The organism is Deltaproteobacteria bacterium, from assembly GCA_021737785.1.
Taxonomy (GTDB): domain Bacteria; phylum Desulfobacterota; class DSM-4660; order Desulfatiglandales; family Desulfatiglandaceae; genus AUK324.
On record JAIPDI010000095.1, the window covers coordinates 1 to 16,046 of the forward strand.

The 16,046-nt window shown below is 54.0% G+C and carries 14 protein-coding genes and 1 pseudogene; 14 read left to right on the forward strand and 1 reads right to left on the reverse strand.

Features of this window, described 5'->3' with window-relative positions:
• The first annotated feature begins 144 nt into the window (after window positions 1–144).
• The 14 genes and pseudogenes from K9N21_23545 to K9N21_23610 all read left to right on the forward strand — a co-directional run bounded on the left by K9N21_23545 (window position 145) and on the right by K9N21_23610 (window position 15,472).
• Window positions 145–369 (forward strand): annotated as a pseudogene (locus K9N21_23545) (hypothetical protein).
• A 226-nt stretch (window positions 370–595) separates the two neighbouring features.
• Window positions 596–931: an aldehyde ferredoxin oxidoreductase C-terminal domain-containing protein gene (locus tag K9N21_23550; protein ID MCF8146892.1), complete on the forward strand. Its 336-nt coding sequence runs from the start codon at window positions 596–598 to the stop codon at window positions 929–931.
• Window positions 932–1,471: 540 nt separating this feature from the next.
• On the forward strand, window positions 1,472–1,651 hold the full coding sequence (gene mftA / locus K9N21_23555) for a mycofactocin precursor MftA (GenBank protein MCF8146893.1): 180 nt from the start codon (window positions 1,472–1,474) through the stop codon (window positions 1,649–1,651).
• Window positions 1,652–1,679: 28 nt separating this feature from the next.
• Entirely contained in the window at window positions 1,680–1,955 is a 276-nt protein-coding gene (gene mftB / locus K9N21_23560) for a mycofactocin biosynthesis chaperone MftB (protein ID MCF8146894.1), read from the forward strand.
• Between the two features lies 1 nt (window position 1,956).
• Window positions 1,957–2,994 (forward strand): mycofactocin radical SAM maturase, encoded by a 1,038-nt coding sequence (mftC, locus tag K9N21_23565; protein ID MCF8146895.1) that lies wholly within the window; start codon window positions 1,957–1,959, stop codon window positions 2,992–2,994.
• Between the two features lie 2 nt (window positions 2,995–2,996).
• Window positions 2,997–4,949, forward strand: coding sequence for an FAD-dependent oxidoreductase (locus tag K9N21_23570; GenBank protein MCF8146896.1), 1,953 nt, complete (start codon window positions 2,997–2,999; stop codon window positions 4,947–4,949).
• A 41-nt stretch (window positions 4,950–4,990) separates the two neighbouring features.
• On the forward strand, window positions 4,991–6,904 hold the full coding sequence (locus K9N21_23575) for a mycofactocin system FadH/OYE family oxidoreductase 2 (protein MCF8146897.1): 1,914 nt from the start codon (window positions 4,991–4,993) through the stop codon (window positions 6,902–6,904).
• Complete coding sequence (locus K9N21_23580; protein ID MCF8146898.1) at window positions 6,901–7,902, forward strand: electron transfer flavoprotein subunit alpha/FixB family protein; 1,002 nt, start codon at window positions 6,901–6,903, stop codon at window positions 7,900–7,902. Before K9N21_23575 ends, K9N21_23580 begins: the two co-directional genes overlap by 4 nt.
• Complete coding sequence (locus K9N21_23585) at window positions 7,899–8,675, forward strand: hypothetical protein (GenBank protein ID MCF8146899.1); 777 nt, start codon at window positions 7,899–7,901, stop codon at window positions 8,673–8,675. The genes K9N21_23580 and K9N21_23585 overlap by 4 nt, the downstream gene beginning before the upstream one ends.
• Window positions 8,676–8,695: 20 nt before the next feature.
• Complete coding sequence (locus K9N21_23590) at window positions 8,696–10,570, forward strand: 4Fe-4S dicluster domain-containing protein (GenBank protein MCF8146900.1); 1,875 nt, start codon at window positions 8,696–8,698, stop codon at window positions 10,568–10,570.
• Between the two features lie 3 nt (window positions 10,571–10,573).
• A complete protein-coding gene (locus tag K9N21_23595) occupies window positions 10,574–11,446 on the forward strand; it encodes a hypothetical protein (GenBank protein MCF8146901.1) in 873 nt (290 codons plus the stop codon).
• 96 nt (window positions 11,447–11,542) lie between these two features.
• Window positions 11,543–13,042, forward strand: coding sequence for a mycofactocin biosynthesis glycosyltransferase MftF (gene mftF / locus K9N21_23600; protein MCF8146902.1), 1,500 nt, complete (start codon window positions 11,543–11,545; stop codon window positions 13,040–13,042).
• 3 nt (window positions 13,043–13,045) lie between these two features.
• Entirely contained in the window at window positions 13,046–14,203 is a 1,158-nt protein-coding gene (locus K9N21_23605) for a radical SAM protein (GenBank protein MCF8146903.1), read from the forward strand.
• A gap of 81 nt (window positions 14,204–14,284) precedes the next feature.
• Window positions 14,285–15,472 (forward strand): radical SAM protein, encoded by a 1,188-nt coding sequence (locus tag K9N21_23610; GenBank protein ID MCF8146904.1) that lies wholly within the window; start codon window positions 14,285–14,287, stop codon window positions 15,470–15,472.
• Window positions 15,473–15,562: 90 nt separating this feature from the next.
• Here the strand turns inward: K9N21_23610 and K9N21_23615 are convergent.
• A partial coding sequence (locus K9N21_23615; GenBank protein MCF8146905.1) for a transposase occupies window positions 15,563–16,046 on the reverse strand: 484 nt, incomplete at its 5' end.

The window sequence follows — 16,046 nt, forward strand, 5'->3', positions numbered from 1 at the left end:
GCCCCGCTTCATGTTCGTATTGAGGAGAAATGGGGATGGCGGGTCGCCTCCGACACCCCCTCCGGTTCGCTACGCTCACCTACGGGGGTGTCGCCACTTCTCTCCTGCTTCATCCGACAACTACTCTGACACAGGGGGATAGCCGCCCGCCGTAAGCACTCAGCGGTTGAATCTTCCATCAATGCGCTTGAAAATCATGGCTTGGACCGTTGTTTGGATCATGGGCTGCATGGCTTCAAGCGCTATGTTGGTCTGGCCGTGCTGGCCCGGAATATTCAGATCATCGGTCATGTGCTCCAACAGCGGGACCTCAACCGCCTTCAACGTCTGGAGAAAAAGAACGCGATTATGGCACATTCTCTATCTTAACTACCCTAAGCTATTAGACAAAAGGTCAAATAGCCAACACTACCCGCCAAACTGAATTTCATTCATTTTGGTGTAAAAATCGACTTCGGTAGCCTAAGAAGCACACTTTTTGGTAGAGGAAAGCAATTTCTCGCGTCAAAACGTGCCGAAGCCTGAACCTTGGGTGCCGCTCCAAAGGTCCGCAAAAGGGGTTTTCGTTCAGACACTATTTAAGGACTTCACTGGCGTGCAGAATATCGCCTGGAAATTGATACCGCCTGTCACGGGTTGGGACTTCGGTGCAGAGGAGGAGATGAACGCCGGGCTTAGAATTTTTAATATGCGCCATGCCTTCAACCTTCGCGAGGGGTTGAAACCAGGCGACTTCCAGCTCCCTAAACGTTGCGTAGGCGAGCCCCCGCAGACAGAGGGCCCCCTTAAAGGGGTGACTGTGGATCACCAGGACTTTATCCGCAATTTTTTCAAGGCGATCGATTGGGATGAGGCCACTGGAAAGCCCAACCGCAGTTCTTTAGAGAGGCTGGGCGGAATGGAAAATGTAATTCATACCCTTGGCTTGTAGTGGTCAAAATGCGGGTTATCGTAAACTTTTCAAGTTTTTTCAGAACGCTGGCAGGGGTGGAGCAGGACGAATTGGATGTGGCCGAGGGTACGACCCTTGACCGGTTTCTATGATATTGGCCCAAAAATACCAGGATCTTCCTCTGGAAAGCAAAAAGACCTTTTTTTCAATTAACGGTCAAATCTCCGGACCAGTTGTCATCAGGGGGATAGGGTACGGATTTCACCCCGGCCTGGGTTCTACGTGAACACAAATTTGTCAAAGTAAGGAGGCTTTGATAAGAATGAAGAACGAAGAAAAGCAAGTAAAAATCCGACCCCAGAGGGGCCGGCTTTGGTATAAGCCCGGAGGGCATGATTTACCGGTCCTGAGCTGGTTACCTCCTAAGTGACAAAAAAGCCGGTCCGTGTTAGTCTCTCATTTTTTAGGGCTGGGCTGAAGCCTCACGAGTCGAACCTGAACCTGTCTGGTCTTGCGACCTGAACTGTTTGATTAGCAAACCTATACTCTTGGGTTTTGGTTAGCTCAAACAATAAGATTATGGCAGAGCCGATTATCTCTGACCTGGCCCAAAGGACCAGGGTTTCTAAGTCCAACCAAAATAATGAGAGTGAGGACCAGAAAGACAATCAGACTGGCCGGAAAGAAAAAGACCTTTTTGCAACCGAACAGATCGAAATCGAAGAAATGGCCATAGATGGTATCTGTGGTGTCTATTGAGCCTGTCGAATAGGTTGCTGGAAAAAAAATGACAGCTTTATCAGAAACCAGGTATCGGCTCTCCTCGGGGGCCCAAGTTCGAGAGGAAGATTTTGGGCTCCTGTTCTATGCCATGAAAGGGCCCCGGCTTTTTTTTCTCTCCTGTGGCTCCCTGCTGGATCCCTCTTTTTTTCAGGGAGAGATGAGCCTGGATCAGTGGATCAAAGCCCGGGGGAAAGCGGGTCTCCCTTCGGAGAAGGCGATCAAGGCCCTGGAAGGGAGCCTTTCTCAACTGAAAGAAAAGGGGGTCATCTTTGAGTGCTAAAATGGCCCGGATGGGCCTTCGGGCGCCGGTGAACGTCACCTGGGAGATCACCCAGAGATGCAATCTTCGTTGTGTTCATTGCCTTTCGGATTCAGGGGCTGGCGCTGAAAAGGAATTGTCCGCCAAAGAGTGCCGAGAGATTGTGGATGCGTTGACCGGGATTCGAGTGTTCCAGGTCAATATCGGCGGCGGGGAGCCCTTTATCCGGGAAGATTTCATGGATCTTTTGGCCTACTGTCATGAAAAAGGGCTGGTGACCTGTGTGAGCACCAACGGCCTATTGATCGATGATTCCCTGGCCAAGAGGTTGTCTCAACTGGAAATGTTGTATCTGCAGGTGAGTCTGGACGGGGCCACGGCCGAAGTAAACGATCCCATTCGGGGCAAAGGATCCTACAAACGGATTCTGGAAGCCCTGGAATGCCTCTCACGCCATGGGGTAGATTTTAGCGTTAATGCTGTCCTGACCAGGACCAATTACCCCCAATTGGAGGAACTCAGAACCCTGGCAAAAGACTTCGGGGCGGAACTCCGGGTTTCCCGGTTTCGCCCCTCCGGGAGGGGCAAGGAAAGCCGAGATTGGCTTGCACCGGATACCCGACAACTGGAGGCCTTTGCCGCGTGGCTGGAAGGGCACGAATTGGTGCGCACCGGGGATTCGTTTTTCTGTCTCACCTCGGAGAACCGGCGTAGGAAGGGGCTGGATATGTGCGGGGCCGCCAAGATGACCTGCTGCATTTCGCCGGCAGGGGACGTGTATCCTTGCGCGTTTTTGCAGGAGAGACCTTTTTTGGCAGGCAATGTCCGAGAGAATGAATTTAAGGATATGTGGGACCATTCTCTGGTTTTCTCCAGACTTCGCAGCTTGAATGTAGAGACCTGCATGGATTGCCCCCGGTTTGAGTCCTGCCGGGGGGGATGTCCCGCTATGGCCTACCACACCTATCACGATCTCAACATGCCGGATCCGGAATGCCTGGTGAATCTGAACCGGGGCTCACCGGATATCGAACCCCGGAATAAGGAAATGCTCTTTTAGCCGTGTTTGATCATCTCTTTACCCCCCTCACGCTGGGTAGCGTATCCCTGCCCAACCGCATCTGTTTTCCGGCCCACCGGACCAACTTTGCGCGGCAAGCCCGTCTGGATGAGCGTCATGTGGCCTACTATCGACGGAGGGCCCGAGGCGGGACTGGCCTGATCATCGTAGGAGAGCTCTCCATCCATTCCCAGGACGGTCCCTGGGAGGCCATGATTGCGGCCCACAATTCTGAGGTGGTTCAGGATTACGTAAGACTCACCCAGGCGGTTCACGCCTTTGACACCCCGGTTTTTGCCCAGCTCAGGCATCACGGGTTTCAAAGCAGTGGCGCGATTACCCGGCATGCGGTATGGGGGCCTTCGGCCATAGCGGATATCGTTTTTGGGGAGACGGCCAAGGCCATGGAGTCCGAAGACATGGCCGTGGTGGCGGAGGCCTTTACCCGGGCGGCTGTTTTGGCCAGAGACGGTGGTTTTGACGGTGTTGAGATCGACATGGGCTCTGAATCTCTCCTGCGGCAGTTTCTCTCCCCGCTCAGCAACCTGCGCCAGGATGAGTACGGGGGAAGTCCGGAAAACCGAATGCGTTTCCCCCTGGAGGTGGTCCACGCCGTCCGGAATGCAGTGGGTCCGGATTTCGCTGTTGGGGTGGGTTTGTGTGCAGATGAAAGGTTTTGGGGGGCCATTACCCTGGATGAATCCAGGGAGTTTGCCAAGAGTATGGAAGCCACCCAAGAAGTGGATTTCATCCATGTGACGGTAGGTACCTATTATAATCTTCATCTTTCCATGGCCTCCGGGTATACGCCGGCCGGCTTCGCTCTGGGCGAGGTCGATAGGATCCATAATGCCGTGAGCATTCCGGTTATAGCGGGTCACCAGATTGATTTCCCTGAAATGGCCGAGGAGGTGTTGGCCCAAGGCCGTGCTGACGCGGTCGGATTGATTCGCCAGCTGATCTGTGATCCGGATGCACCCAACAAGGCCCGGGAAGGAGAGCTCCAAGCTATCCGGCATTGTGTCCGGGACAACAAAGGATGCATCGGCCGCATCAACCAGTCCAAAGCTCTTGGCTGCACCCAGAATCCGGACGTGGGGTATGAGGAAAATCGGAAGTCGGAGATAGGAGATCGGAAATTCAAAACCCCCAAGCGGATCCTGGTGGTGGGTGCTGGACCGGCAGGCCTGGAAGCGGCCCGTACTGCGGCTGAAAAAGGGCACGAGGTAACAGTGTATGAAAAGGAGCCCGTTATTGGAGGTCAGATCAACCTTGCGGCGAAAGGCGCCGGCAGAGCGGGTCTGGAAGAAATTATACGCTATCTGCGCCATGCATTGGGTCAGCTTCGGGTTCCCATTTATACGGGCGAATTGGTGACCCCGGAGCGGGTTTACAGCCTGGACCCGGATGCGGTGATTATAGCCACGGGATCGAGACCCATCCAATACCCCGTACCCGGGCGTTACGGGCCTCCCTCGGTGCTCAATGTATGGGACGTATTGGAGGGCTGGTATCCGGTTGAAGAAAGAGTCCTTTTTATTGACGAGAATGGGGGGCATCATGCCACCGCCACCGCAGAAGTCCTGGCCGATCAGGGCAAAAGGGTGGATATGGTGACCAGCGATCTTTTTATCGGCATGGAGCTGGCCCCCTTAGGCGATCTCTACCTGACCCGGCAGCGTCTTCTTCAAAAAGGAGTGCGCTTTATTCCAGATGTGGTGGTGGATGAAATCCAGGACCACTGGGTTAAGGCGAGGAACGTGTATACCCATGAAACCGTCTTTTTTGAAGACTACCCGAGCATTGTCCTGGATATGGGAAACGAGGTCGATGATGCCCTCTACCGGCAATTGAAGGGCCGGGTGAAGGCCCTTTACCGGGTGGGGGATTGTGTGGCGCCCCGGGGAATCGATATGGCCATTTTTGAAGGCAGAAGCATGGGAGAGAGACTGTGAGTGACTATCACTACCTCTTTTCTCCTTTGAAGATCGGTTTTATGGTGGTCCCCAACCGGATCCATTTTGCCGCCCATTTGACCAATCTCTCGGAGAATCATCAAATCAGCGAACGCCACGTGGACTACTACCGGGAGCGGGCCAAAGGGGGCTGCGGCCTCATCACCACGGAGGAGATGACCGTTCACCCGTCGGATCTGGCCTACGAAAAATTGGTGGACGCCTTTTTGCCTTCGGTCATCCCCGGGTTTCAGCGACTTACCCGTGCCATCCACGCCTATGACACCAAGATATTTGCCCAGTTGAATCACAACGGCATGCAGGCGGATGGAAAGCTCTCCAGGCTCCCCGTATGGGGGCCTTCTGCCGGGAAGGATCCCTTATTCCGGGAGATATCCAAGGAGATGGAGGTCGAAGATATCCAGGAATGCATAGAATACTTTGCAAAAAGTGCCCTTCACGCCCTGGAGGGAGGCTTTGACGGCATTGAGTTACAAGTGGGACACAGCTCCCTGATCCGTCAGTTCCTCTCGCCGGCCACCAATTTCAGAGAGGATGCCTACGGATGCGGTTTTGAAAACCGTATCCGCTTCTGCCTGGAAGTAATTGATGCGGTGCGCGGGGCCGTGGGCCCGAAGTTTACCCTGGGGGTCCGGCTCAATGCCGATGAGATGCACCCCAGGGGAGGCCTGACCCTGGAGGATGCCAAGAGGATCGCCGCCCGGCTGGAGGCCAGCGGCCGGATCGATTTTTTGGACCTGAGTCTGGGGACCTTTCATAACCTCTATCTGGTGGAAGGCTCCATGCACACGCCCCTGGCCTATACGGTTCCCCTGTCCTCGGCCATTCGCTCCGTGGTGAACCTGCCGGTCTACTGCAGCAACCGGATCAACGATCCCCGGCTGGCCGAGAAGATTCTGGAAGACGGCCAGGCCGACATGATCAACATGGTCCGCGCCCTGATTGCCGACCCGGAGCTTCCCAATAAGGCCCGGGAGGGTCGGGAAGACGACATCCGCCACTGTATCGCCTGCAATCAGGGCTGTATCGGCCGGATGGGGCTGGGGTATACCATCGGCTGCATGCAGACTCCGGCCGCTGGAAACGAAAAGGAGCTGGGTGCGGGCACACTCACCCCTTGTGAAACCCCCAAAAAAGTGGTCGTGGTGGGTGCGGGCCCTGCCGGTCTGGAAGCGGCCCGAGTGGCCGCCTTGAGGAAGCATCGGGTGATTCTGTTTGAAAAAAACGAGGAGGTGGGTGGTCAAAACATTATTGCGGGCATGGTGCCGGGCCGGCAGGAGATCCAGGGGGTGACCCGGTGGTTGGCCGGCCAGGTCTTCAAGCTGGATCTGGTGGTGAGGCTGGGCCAGGAGGCGGATGAGGCCCGAATCTTGGCCGAGAACCCGGACGCCGTGGTGGTGGCCACTGGATCGGTACCCAAAGAGAAGCCTTTCCCAGGAGAATACGGCTTTCCCGAGGTCCTCAATACCCAGCAGGTCCTCAAAGGAGAGGCGGAGACCGGCCAGCGGGTTTTGTTCATCGATTTGGACGGGCATCATCAGGGGACCGGAACGGCCGAGTTTTTGGCCGACCAGGGAAAGGACGTGCATGTGCTGACCCCGGCCCTGTTTCAGGGGGGTGCCTTGGGACCGCTCCAGGATCTATACCTGGCCAGGCAAAGGTTGGCCAAAAAGGGTGTGACCTGTACACCGGATATTGCGGTACTCGAGATCCAGGGGACCGTGGTCAAGGGGCTGAATGTGTATTCCAATGAGATGATGGATTTTGAGGGATATGACACGGTGGTGCTGGCCGCGGGAAATGTGGTCTTGGACGCGCTCTATTTTACCCTGAAGGGAAAGATTCAGGAGGTATACCGCATCGGGGATTGCGTGGCCCCCAGGAAGACGGATATGGCCATTGTGGAAGGTCACAGGATAGGAAGACTGTTGTGAAGGATATTTGGATCTGGGCGGAGCACCGAGGCGGCGTGTTGGAAGATGTGACCTTCGGCCTTTTAGGCGAGGCCCGAAGGCTCCTCTCCCAAATGGGTGAAAAAGGCCTGGTTACTGCGGTGGTATTGGGTGAAGGGCTCGGCCCGGAGCTTGAAAAACTCAGCTCCTTTGGCGCGGATCGGGTCCGCTATGTTGATGCGAAAGATCTTTCCCGGTATCAGGGGGAGCTCTTCGCACGGGTTCTTCTTGGCCTCATCCAGAGAGAGAAACCCCACGGCCTGCTGATGGCCCAGAATGCGCAAACCGCAGATCTGGCCCCCCGGCTTGGGGCCTTGCTGGAGACCGCACTGGTTACCTATGCCATGGATCTCCAAGTGGAAGCCCAAGGCCGATTGGTCATTACCCGTCCTGTGGCCAACGGATATCTTTTTGAACATGTACGTTTGGAGGGCAGCACTCTGCCGATTATATCCTTCCTCCCTTCCGTGCTTGTTGCTCCGGAGTCCAATACAGAAAGGGAAGCGGAAATCCATGTGGAACCTTTGGAAGTTTCTCCGGAGGAGCTCCAAACCAGGGTAGTCGAAGTCATCGAGGCGGATCCCGAGCACCTGGATCTGGAGGAGGCCGACATTATTGTGTCTGGCGGCCGTGGCGTGGGCAAGGGCGAAGTCTTTGAAATCGTCCATGAGCTGGCCCGGGCCCTGGGCGGTTCCGTGGCCGGAACGCGGCCTGTCATTGACTGGCAGGTGCTTCCCCATGAACGGCAGATCGGGCAGACTGGAAAGAGAGTGGGGCCACGTCTGATTCTCAACTGCGGTATCTCCGGGGCCAACGAGTACACGGCGGGGATGGAAAAATCCCAGAAGGTGATTGCGATCAACATCGACCCTCGGGCGCGGATCTTTCGATTCGCCGATCTGGGCGTGGTCGGGGATTTGCACCGGGTTCTTCCCCTATTGATAGAGCGCATCAAGGAGATGAAGGAACCCCCATCGTGATGATGAAAAGGATGATTTCATACGGTCTTCTCGGTCTTATGATTTTTCTGGGGCCAGAGGCCTTTGCCTACACGGTGGAGGAATGCATCCGGTGTCACCAAAAGGAATCCGGGGAAAGCACGCGCCGGATCGCCCTGGATGCCTATAAGACTTCGGTTCACACCGTCGCTTGGGTCACCTGCCAGGATTGTCATGTCCAGGTTGTGGATGAAAGCCACAAGACTGCGACAGGATCCGGCAGGGTGGATTGCGGACAGTGCCATGAACAGCCAAACAGGCATGGGTTGAGAGCGGAAAAAGGGGTTCGTCCCCCGTGTTACGCATGTCATTCCAGGCATGCTATCTTGGCCAAAAGCAATCCAGACTCTTGGGTTCATCCTGAAAACCTGGATGAGACCTGCGGGACCTGCCATCCGGCACAAACTGGAGATGCCGATTTTTTCTCCTGGCTGGGGTCAGTCCAGGTCCGATCCCATGGCAAGCAGGATCTCGGCCGTGAATATGATCCAGGAGACTGCTTGGGCTGCCATCAAGGGCAAGCAGCCCATGGGGAGAAGAGCCTACTTAATGACAGAAAATGCCATGAATGCCACAGGCCCCTTCATGGGCAAAGCCCTTTGCTGGGTTCCTTCCATCCCCTGGAAAAAGACAATAGGAGGTTATCCCTGTGGGTGGTGAAAACGGTATATGGGATTGCCGTCTTTCTGGTTGCCTTCGGCGGGATCTGGTTCTACATCCGGCGGTTTTCCGGGAAACAAAATGGGGGCGAATAACATGCTAAGGAGGCAGGCCGTTGCTGACCGCATTTGACATTTTGCTCACCGGGGTGGCCGTTATCATCCTTTTTACGGGCCTATCCAGATTCCGGGCTACCTGGCGCATGGGCCGGGAGGAATTCCGGCCGGGGAATATCAAGGGCCTTTTGGGATACCTTCTGGGCCACGGGCGGATCCTGGAAAAAGGTCCTGCCGGGGCGGCCCACCTGGCGGTTTTTTGGGGTGTCCTGTTTCCTCTCATCATTGCCCTGGTGACCCAGTTCGGCTTTGCCCTGCCCCTTCTGCCCGCCCAGGTCTTATCTCTCATTAGCGACATCCTGGGAGCAGCCCTCTTGGCCGGACTCGTATTTTTCCTGATCCGGCGACTGGTCATCGGCGGCTTTTCAGGGCCCAAAGGGGCGGTTTTCCCTGCCCTGGTGTTGTTGGGCATTGTTGTCAGCGGCTTTTTCGCCGAAGGGGTTCGCCTTCAAATCACGGATCCCACTGTTTTATGGCCCACGCCGATGGGCGGGCTTTTGGCCGCATTTCTTCCCTCCTCCCCGCTATTCATGCAGATCATGATTCGGGTACATTTTTTTGCGGTCCTCCTTTTTTTGTGCATCCTCCCGTTTACCTTTATGCGCCATCTTGTAGCCTCTTCCTTGAATGTCTATTACCGGAGCAACGGGCCCCGGGGGATACTCAGAGAGATGGATCTGGATCAAGGGCCTGTGGGCGCAAGGCAGGTGGCCGATCTGAGTTGGAAGCAACTCCTGGATGCGCAGGCCTGTGTTTCCTGCGGTCGGTGCGATACCTACTGTCCGGCCTTGATCTCGGGAAAACCCCTCTCCCCACGGAAGACCATCCTGGCCGTTCGGGCGCAGATGGAAAAATCCCCCCAATTCCTGCTCGAAAGCGGAATCGGGCCGGATGAAATGTGGGCCTGCACTGCCTGCATGGCCTGTGTAGCGCATTGCCCGGTCTATGCGGCGCCTATGGATCAGCTCGTGGAGATGAGGCGGCATCAGACCATGGGGCGGGGCCTTCTGCCGGAAGAGGCGCGCCCCATGATCCGGGATCAGGAGATCTACGGTGATGTGTATGGCAAAGGCGTGGCCTACAAAACGGATTGGACCTGGGATTTGGATGTGCCCCATATCAAGGAGCAAGTCCAGGGCGATGGAATCCTCCTGTGGGTGGGGTGCTCCGGGGCCTTTCATCCAAGGTATCAAGAAACCACTCGGTCCATGGTGAGGATCCTGAATGCGGCCGGGGTGCCGTTCGGGATCCTGGGAAAAGAGGAATTGTGCTGCGGGGATCCCGCCAGGAGATTGGGGGATGAGGAGCGGTTTCAATCCCTTGCCCGCAGAAACATCCAAGCGTTTGAAAAGTACGGGGTCGGGAAAATCGTATGCCTCTGCCCCCATGGGTTCAATACCCTGAAAAATGAGTATCCGGCCCTGGGAAGCAGGGCGGAAGTGGTTCATGCGGTGCAATTGGTAATGGAGCTCATTGGAGAGAATCGGCTTACCTTGAAATTCCCGGTGGAGAAAAAAACGGCCATCCACGACCCGTGCTATCTGGGCCGGGCCAATCAGCTATACGAGCCCTTACGCACCATCGGCCGGTCCATCCCGGGGATGGAGCTTGTGGAATTAGAGCGGAATCGGGACAAGGCCTTTTGCTGCGGTGGCGGCGGGGGCAGGATGTGGCTCCATGAGAGTCAGGGTGAGAAGATCAATGAACTCCGCGCCCGGGAGGTGTGCGAGGCCGGTGTGGATTGGGTGGCCACCGCATGCCCCTTTTGCCTGACCATGCTGGAGGACGGCATCAACGCACTGGGAATGGACAGGCCGCCCCAAGTGATGGATATGATAGATATGGTGGAAAGTGCTCTGGGCCGGGTGTATTAGGCCATGAAAATCGTTGTTTGCATCAAGCAGATCGGTCATACCTATGCCAGGACAGGCAGAGATCCGGAAGCCCATTATTTGGCGCCGGAAGACGAGGTTCTCCGGATCAATCCTTACGACGAATGGGCCATGGGGTTGGCTCTGCGGGCAAGGGATACATGCGGGGAAGGGGAGATCACCTTGTTGACCTTGGGTCCCATCACAGCCGAGGAGGAGCTGAGGCGCTGTATGGCCATGGGTGCGGATCGGCTCTGTCAGATTGATATGGCAGGCCCCATGGATCCATGGCAGAAGTCCATATTTCTGTCCCGCGCCATCCAGCACATGGGCGCGGATCTTGTACTCTGCGGTCAAGAATCTCTGGACACCCGGAACGGGCAGGTTGGGGTCTTGTTGGCCCACCATTTGGGGGTGGGATTCGTATCCTTTATCAGGGATCTGTCCATAAACACGGAAAAAGCGGTCTTGCAAGCGCAAAGAAGCGCAGGCCGCGGGGTCCGCGAGGTGGTTGAATGCCCCCTCCCGACTGTATGCAGCGTGGATGGAGGGGCTGGATCTCCTCCCCTGCCAACCCTGGATGAAAAGAGAAAATCGCGCCTCCGGCCCATCCAACGAATGGTTTACGACAAGGAAAGCGTTCCTCCCAAGGCGGTTTCCACACGAGTCTACCCGCCCCGTCCGCGGCCAAAGGCCGTGCCGCTCCCGGACAGCCGCCTGGATGCCCATGACCGGATACTGCAGCTCCTTTCAGGCAGTCAAGTGGAGAAAGAGGGTGAGATGCTCACAGGGGATCCGGCATCCCAGGTGGAAGGGATCTTACGGTTTTTGAAAAGGCATGATCTCCTCCAAGTAAGCACAGGAGAAGATGAGGACTAACGGTAAAGCCCCCACAATCGTCGTTCCGGGCTTGACCCGGAACCCTGTAAATTTTATGTAGTCTCTTTGAGGGGTTACGGTTTGGAGCAGTAGGCCTTGGTAGAGACAGGGAATAAAAAGTCGAAGGAACCGGCCTATCGCCTGGCCAAAGGAGTTACCTGCCATCAACAGAAAAAGGCTTTTCAGTTGGTCCTGAGTTACCCCCTAAAGGCCATCCGCCTTCACCCTTCCTGGGGAGCGGTTTTTAAAGCCCTTGCCGGGCGCGAATTTGTTCCTCTTGATACCATCGCTTCTCTCCTACAGGGTCCGGAACCCCTTCAGGTAGAACTGTTCCTGAATGATCTGGTCAGCAAAGGATTCCTGGAGACGGAAAATACCCCCGCTCTTTCCGATTACCCTTTTGTATCCATTATTATTCCTGTGAGGAACAGACCCAGAGAAATTGAGGATTGCCTGCGTTCCCTGGAGGAACTCTACTATCCGTCATCGAGCCTGGAAATCCTGGTGGTGGATGATGCGTCCACGGATGATACGCCCCAGCGGGTTTCCCGATTTCCTGTTGAGCTTATCCGTCTTCAGGAGAACCGGCAGGCCCCCCACTGCCGCAATCTGGCCGCCAAAAAGGCGAAAGGGGACATCCTGGCCTTTATAGATTCAGACTGCCGGGCAGATCCTCAGTGGCTCCGAGACCTGGTCCCCGTATTTCGGGATACTCGGATTGCTGCGGTGGGAGGTCGGGTGGAGGGATATTTCAAGGACAGCGGCCTGGATCGGTACGAGGCAGTCAAATCTTCCTTAATCATAGGTCGTCGAATCAGGCGATCCGCAGACAAGGACATGGCCTTTTATGTACCGTCCTGCAATCTCCTGGCGAGGAAGGATGTATTCCTGAGTCTCGGCGGATTCAAGGAGTCCCTGATTGTAGGGGAAGACGTGGATTTCTGCTGGCGGCTGCAAGATGCCGGGCACCATGTGGAGTTCAGACCGACGGGAAGAATCCATCACAAACATCGAAACAGGCTCATCCCCTTCTGCAAAAGGCGCTATGATTACGGCACTTCAGAGCCCATGCTCCAGCATCTTCACCCCAACAGGGGAAAGGAAATGGTCTTTCCCCTCGGTGCATCCCTGTTTTGGAGTATGGGCATGATCGCAGGGTTGTTTCAAACCTTTCTTCCGCTTGTGCTGTGGGTTGGGATTGTATTTGTAGACAGCCTGGGCAAGCGGAAGCGGGTGCGGCAAAGCGAGGTCCCTATTCCGTTTCCAGCCCTCTTTCTTTCGGTTGTGCGGAGCTATGGAGTCTTTTTTTATAATGGCTGCGCCTTCATGTCGCGCTATTATCTTATTTGGAGTATCCCGGTTTTACTGTTTTGGCCCTTGGTCTTTCTGGTCTTGTGGGCCATGCATGTTTTCACCGGGCTTTTGGAATATGTCATGAGAAAGCCCCGCCTGAACCTCGTGGGTTTTCTTTTCTATTTCTCCCTGGATCAGCTTTCCTATCAATCGGGTGTATGGTGGGGCTGTCTCAGGCATCTGTCCTTTCGGGCAGTGAATCCCCGGCTGGTCAGGGAAGCAGGTACCTTAGTGAGGCCGTAAGATATGGACGAAAAGGAGAAAATGGGGGTCCTCGGTTACATGAAACGCGCCGGGTTGGCGCCTCCAAAGATGCTGACCCTGATGATTACCAATGGGTGCAACCTTCAATGTATTCACTGTTGGCCCCAGAGTCGGTCCCCCAAGACCGTTTCTCCGGTCCCAAAGGGAAAACTACAGAGATGCATCAGGGAGTTCGTAGAACTGGGTTGTGAGGAGGTTTGCCTGAGCGGGGGTGAGCCCCTGACCCATCCCGATTGGTTCCAAATCCTTCGGGTTTCCTGCGGTCTGCCCGGGGTAAGGCGCGTCCGCCTTCAGACCAACGCAACCCTGCTGAGCGAAGAGGATGTAAAGGCCCTGGCTTCACTCGGGTTTAAGGGACTGTGGATCCAGGTAAGCCTTGAAGGTGCTACTGCCACCATCCATGACCGGGTATGCGGATCGGGCAGTTTTGATCGGACATTGCGAGGATTGAGGCTTCTGGTCCAAGCTGGGTTGGGAAAGCGGACCGAGGTGGCATTTACGGAAATGCGGCATAATTTCCAAGATCTTCCCCAAGTACTCCGGCTTTTGGATAATCTGGGTGTCGGCCGTCTCGTGAGCGGTACCCTGGTACGGGCAGGGCGGGCTGCAAAAACGGATTACCTCGCATTGCCCTCACCTTCCCAGTATAAAGACCTTCTCGCCCGGTACCACAAGGATGCCGAATTCAGAGAGAGATACGAAAGAATGGGAACCATAGCCTGCCTGGAGTGGCTGAAAGGAAGATTCGATTCCTCTACCCAAAACTGTGCCTGTGTGGAGCGACCCTATGTGGACGCCGAAGGCCGGATGTATCCCTGTGAGATACTCCCCATAGAGAAATATGCTGTTCAGGGCGTCCATGAGCAGTCCATGGCGGCGATTCTGAGGCAAGGGGTTTCAAAATGGGCGGAACTGCCTGCGCTCTACGGCCGAAGGTTTATAGAACTGAAAGCGTGCCGATCATGCCTGGGCAGGTTGCATTGCGGAGGCGGTTGTCTGGGACGGGCCTACGCAAGCACCGGAGATCCCATGAATGTGGAAGACCGCTGTAATTTAAGAAAAGCGGTATATTCTTGGGAGGAGCCAATGTTACCCGGACCACGATTCCACGATCCGGGATCCAGGTTTGAACACCGATAAACTGACTACCCCAGCTTTTGAAAAGCTACCGGCCAATTTAAATAGGAACCGAAATAGTCAGGACAAACAAGCGAGGATGCGATGACCGATTCTATACCGAAACTGGCAGCCAAGCTCCTGGCAAACGGGATTCGATTTCAATATCTCAAACGGACGGGTCGTCCAGGGCGGCCTCAGGCCATTAGCCTGGAGGTTACACACAGGTGTATTGCCAAATGCATCATGTGTAATATCTGGAAGATCTCCCATGAGGTGCCAGAACTTTTCGCAGATGATTGGCTCCGTTTTCTTGCATCCGACCTTTTCTCGGATCTGCGGGAGCTGGATATCACTGGAGGCGAACCCTTTATACGAAAAGATCTGATAGATCTATTCTCAGGGATAGCGAGTTTGAAACAGAAAAATCTTAGAAAACTCAAATCGATTGCCGTAACTACTAACGGATTTTTGACCGACCGGATTTTGGAATACATGGAACAGATTCTTCCAGTCCTGAGAGATAAGGACATTGATTTAGTGACGGTATGTGCTATGGACGCCATAGGAGAAATGCACGAAAAAATAAGAAATTATCCGAAAGCCTGGTCTCATGTCGATGAAACCATCCAGGGCCTGAAAGAGCTAAGAGAGAGATTTTCAAATCTCATCATCGGACTAAAGACTACCATATTACCAGTAAACATTGCAGAATTAGACGAGATAGAACAGTACGCTGACACAAACCGTCTGTTTACCATCATATCTCCTTGTATTATTACTGACGCACGCTACTTGAATCCTGACAGAGCGGATGATCTGGTTTTCAGTACGAAAAATATCCAAAAAATGATTGAATTTTATGAAAGTGAAAGCTTTCGTTGGAGTTATCATGGAGATACACTTGTTCAATTTTTTAAGACAGGTTTAACAAAGAAGCCCTGCTCGTGCGGGTTTAATTATTTTTTTGTTCGTAGCACTGGTGAATTATTTTTGTGCCCACTTATTAACCTTAGTGTGGGAAACATAAAAGAGAAACCTTTACAGGATCTTTTGTTTTCGAGAGAGGCTTCTCGATTTAGAAAAAACGTAGGTAGATTTCCTGAATGTCGACGCTGCACTGAGCCAGGGCTAGAACGTTATGCTCTGCCATATGAAGGACTTATGTATTTGTCCTTTCTGCTTGGAAAAGGATGTAGAGAATTCTATCAATTGCATAAGTATATGGGGCTTGACAAATACTTTAAATCACTGCTGTCCGGTTTACTTTGCAATGATATCAATAGGTTATAATTTTACTTGCTCTTCAACTTGCAAATTTGCTTCAAAAATCTAAGGAGTAAAATTAGCACATTTGGCTCTTTGCTAATAAATATGGCGATCTCAATAGTCAAACAATGTCAACTGCTTAGGTGGAGCTTCGCGTTTGCCGTATGTTTTACGCGGCCTCTCAAAAAAGATATCGACCAGGCGCTTTTTCTCGAACAGATTGACCTCCAAAAAGTGTAATAGCTGAGAGAGCCTTTTTTCGAGCCCATATCTTTGCTTTAGGATCGCCAAAATGAGGTAAACGATCATAGCAATCCAGATCTGAGTTTTTACTGCATTTGGGGAAGTGCCATAGAAGCTTTTCACCTTGAGGTTTTGCTTGATCCATTTGAAAAACAACTCAATTTCCCAGCGAGCTTTGTATAACGCTGCGATAGTATCTGCCGGTAGATCGAAATTGTTGGTCAAGAATACCAAGGTTCGATGCCGGTCTTCATCACGAAAGCTTACCCTTCGCAAGCGTTTTGGATACTTTGCCCTGGTGCCCTTGCTGAAGAGGAGAATTTCCTGGTCACTTCTCAAGCCAAGGGATTTGTCG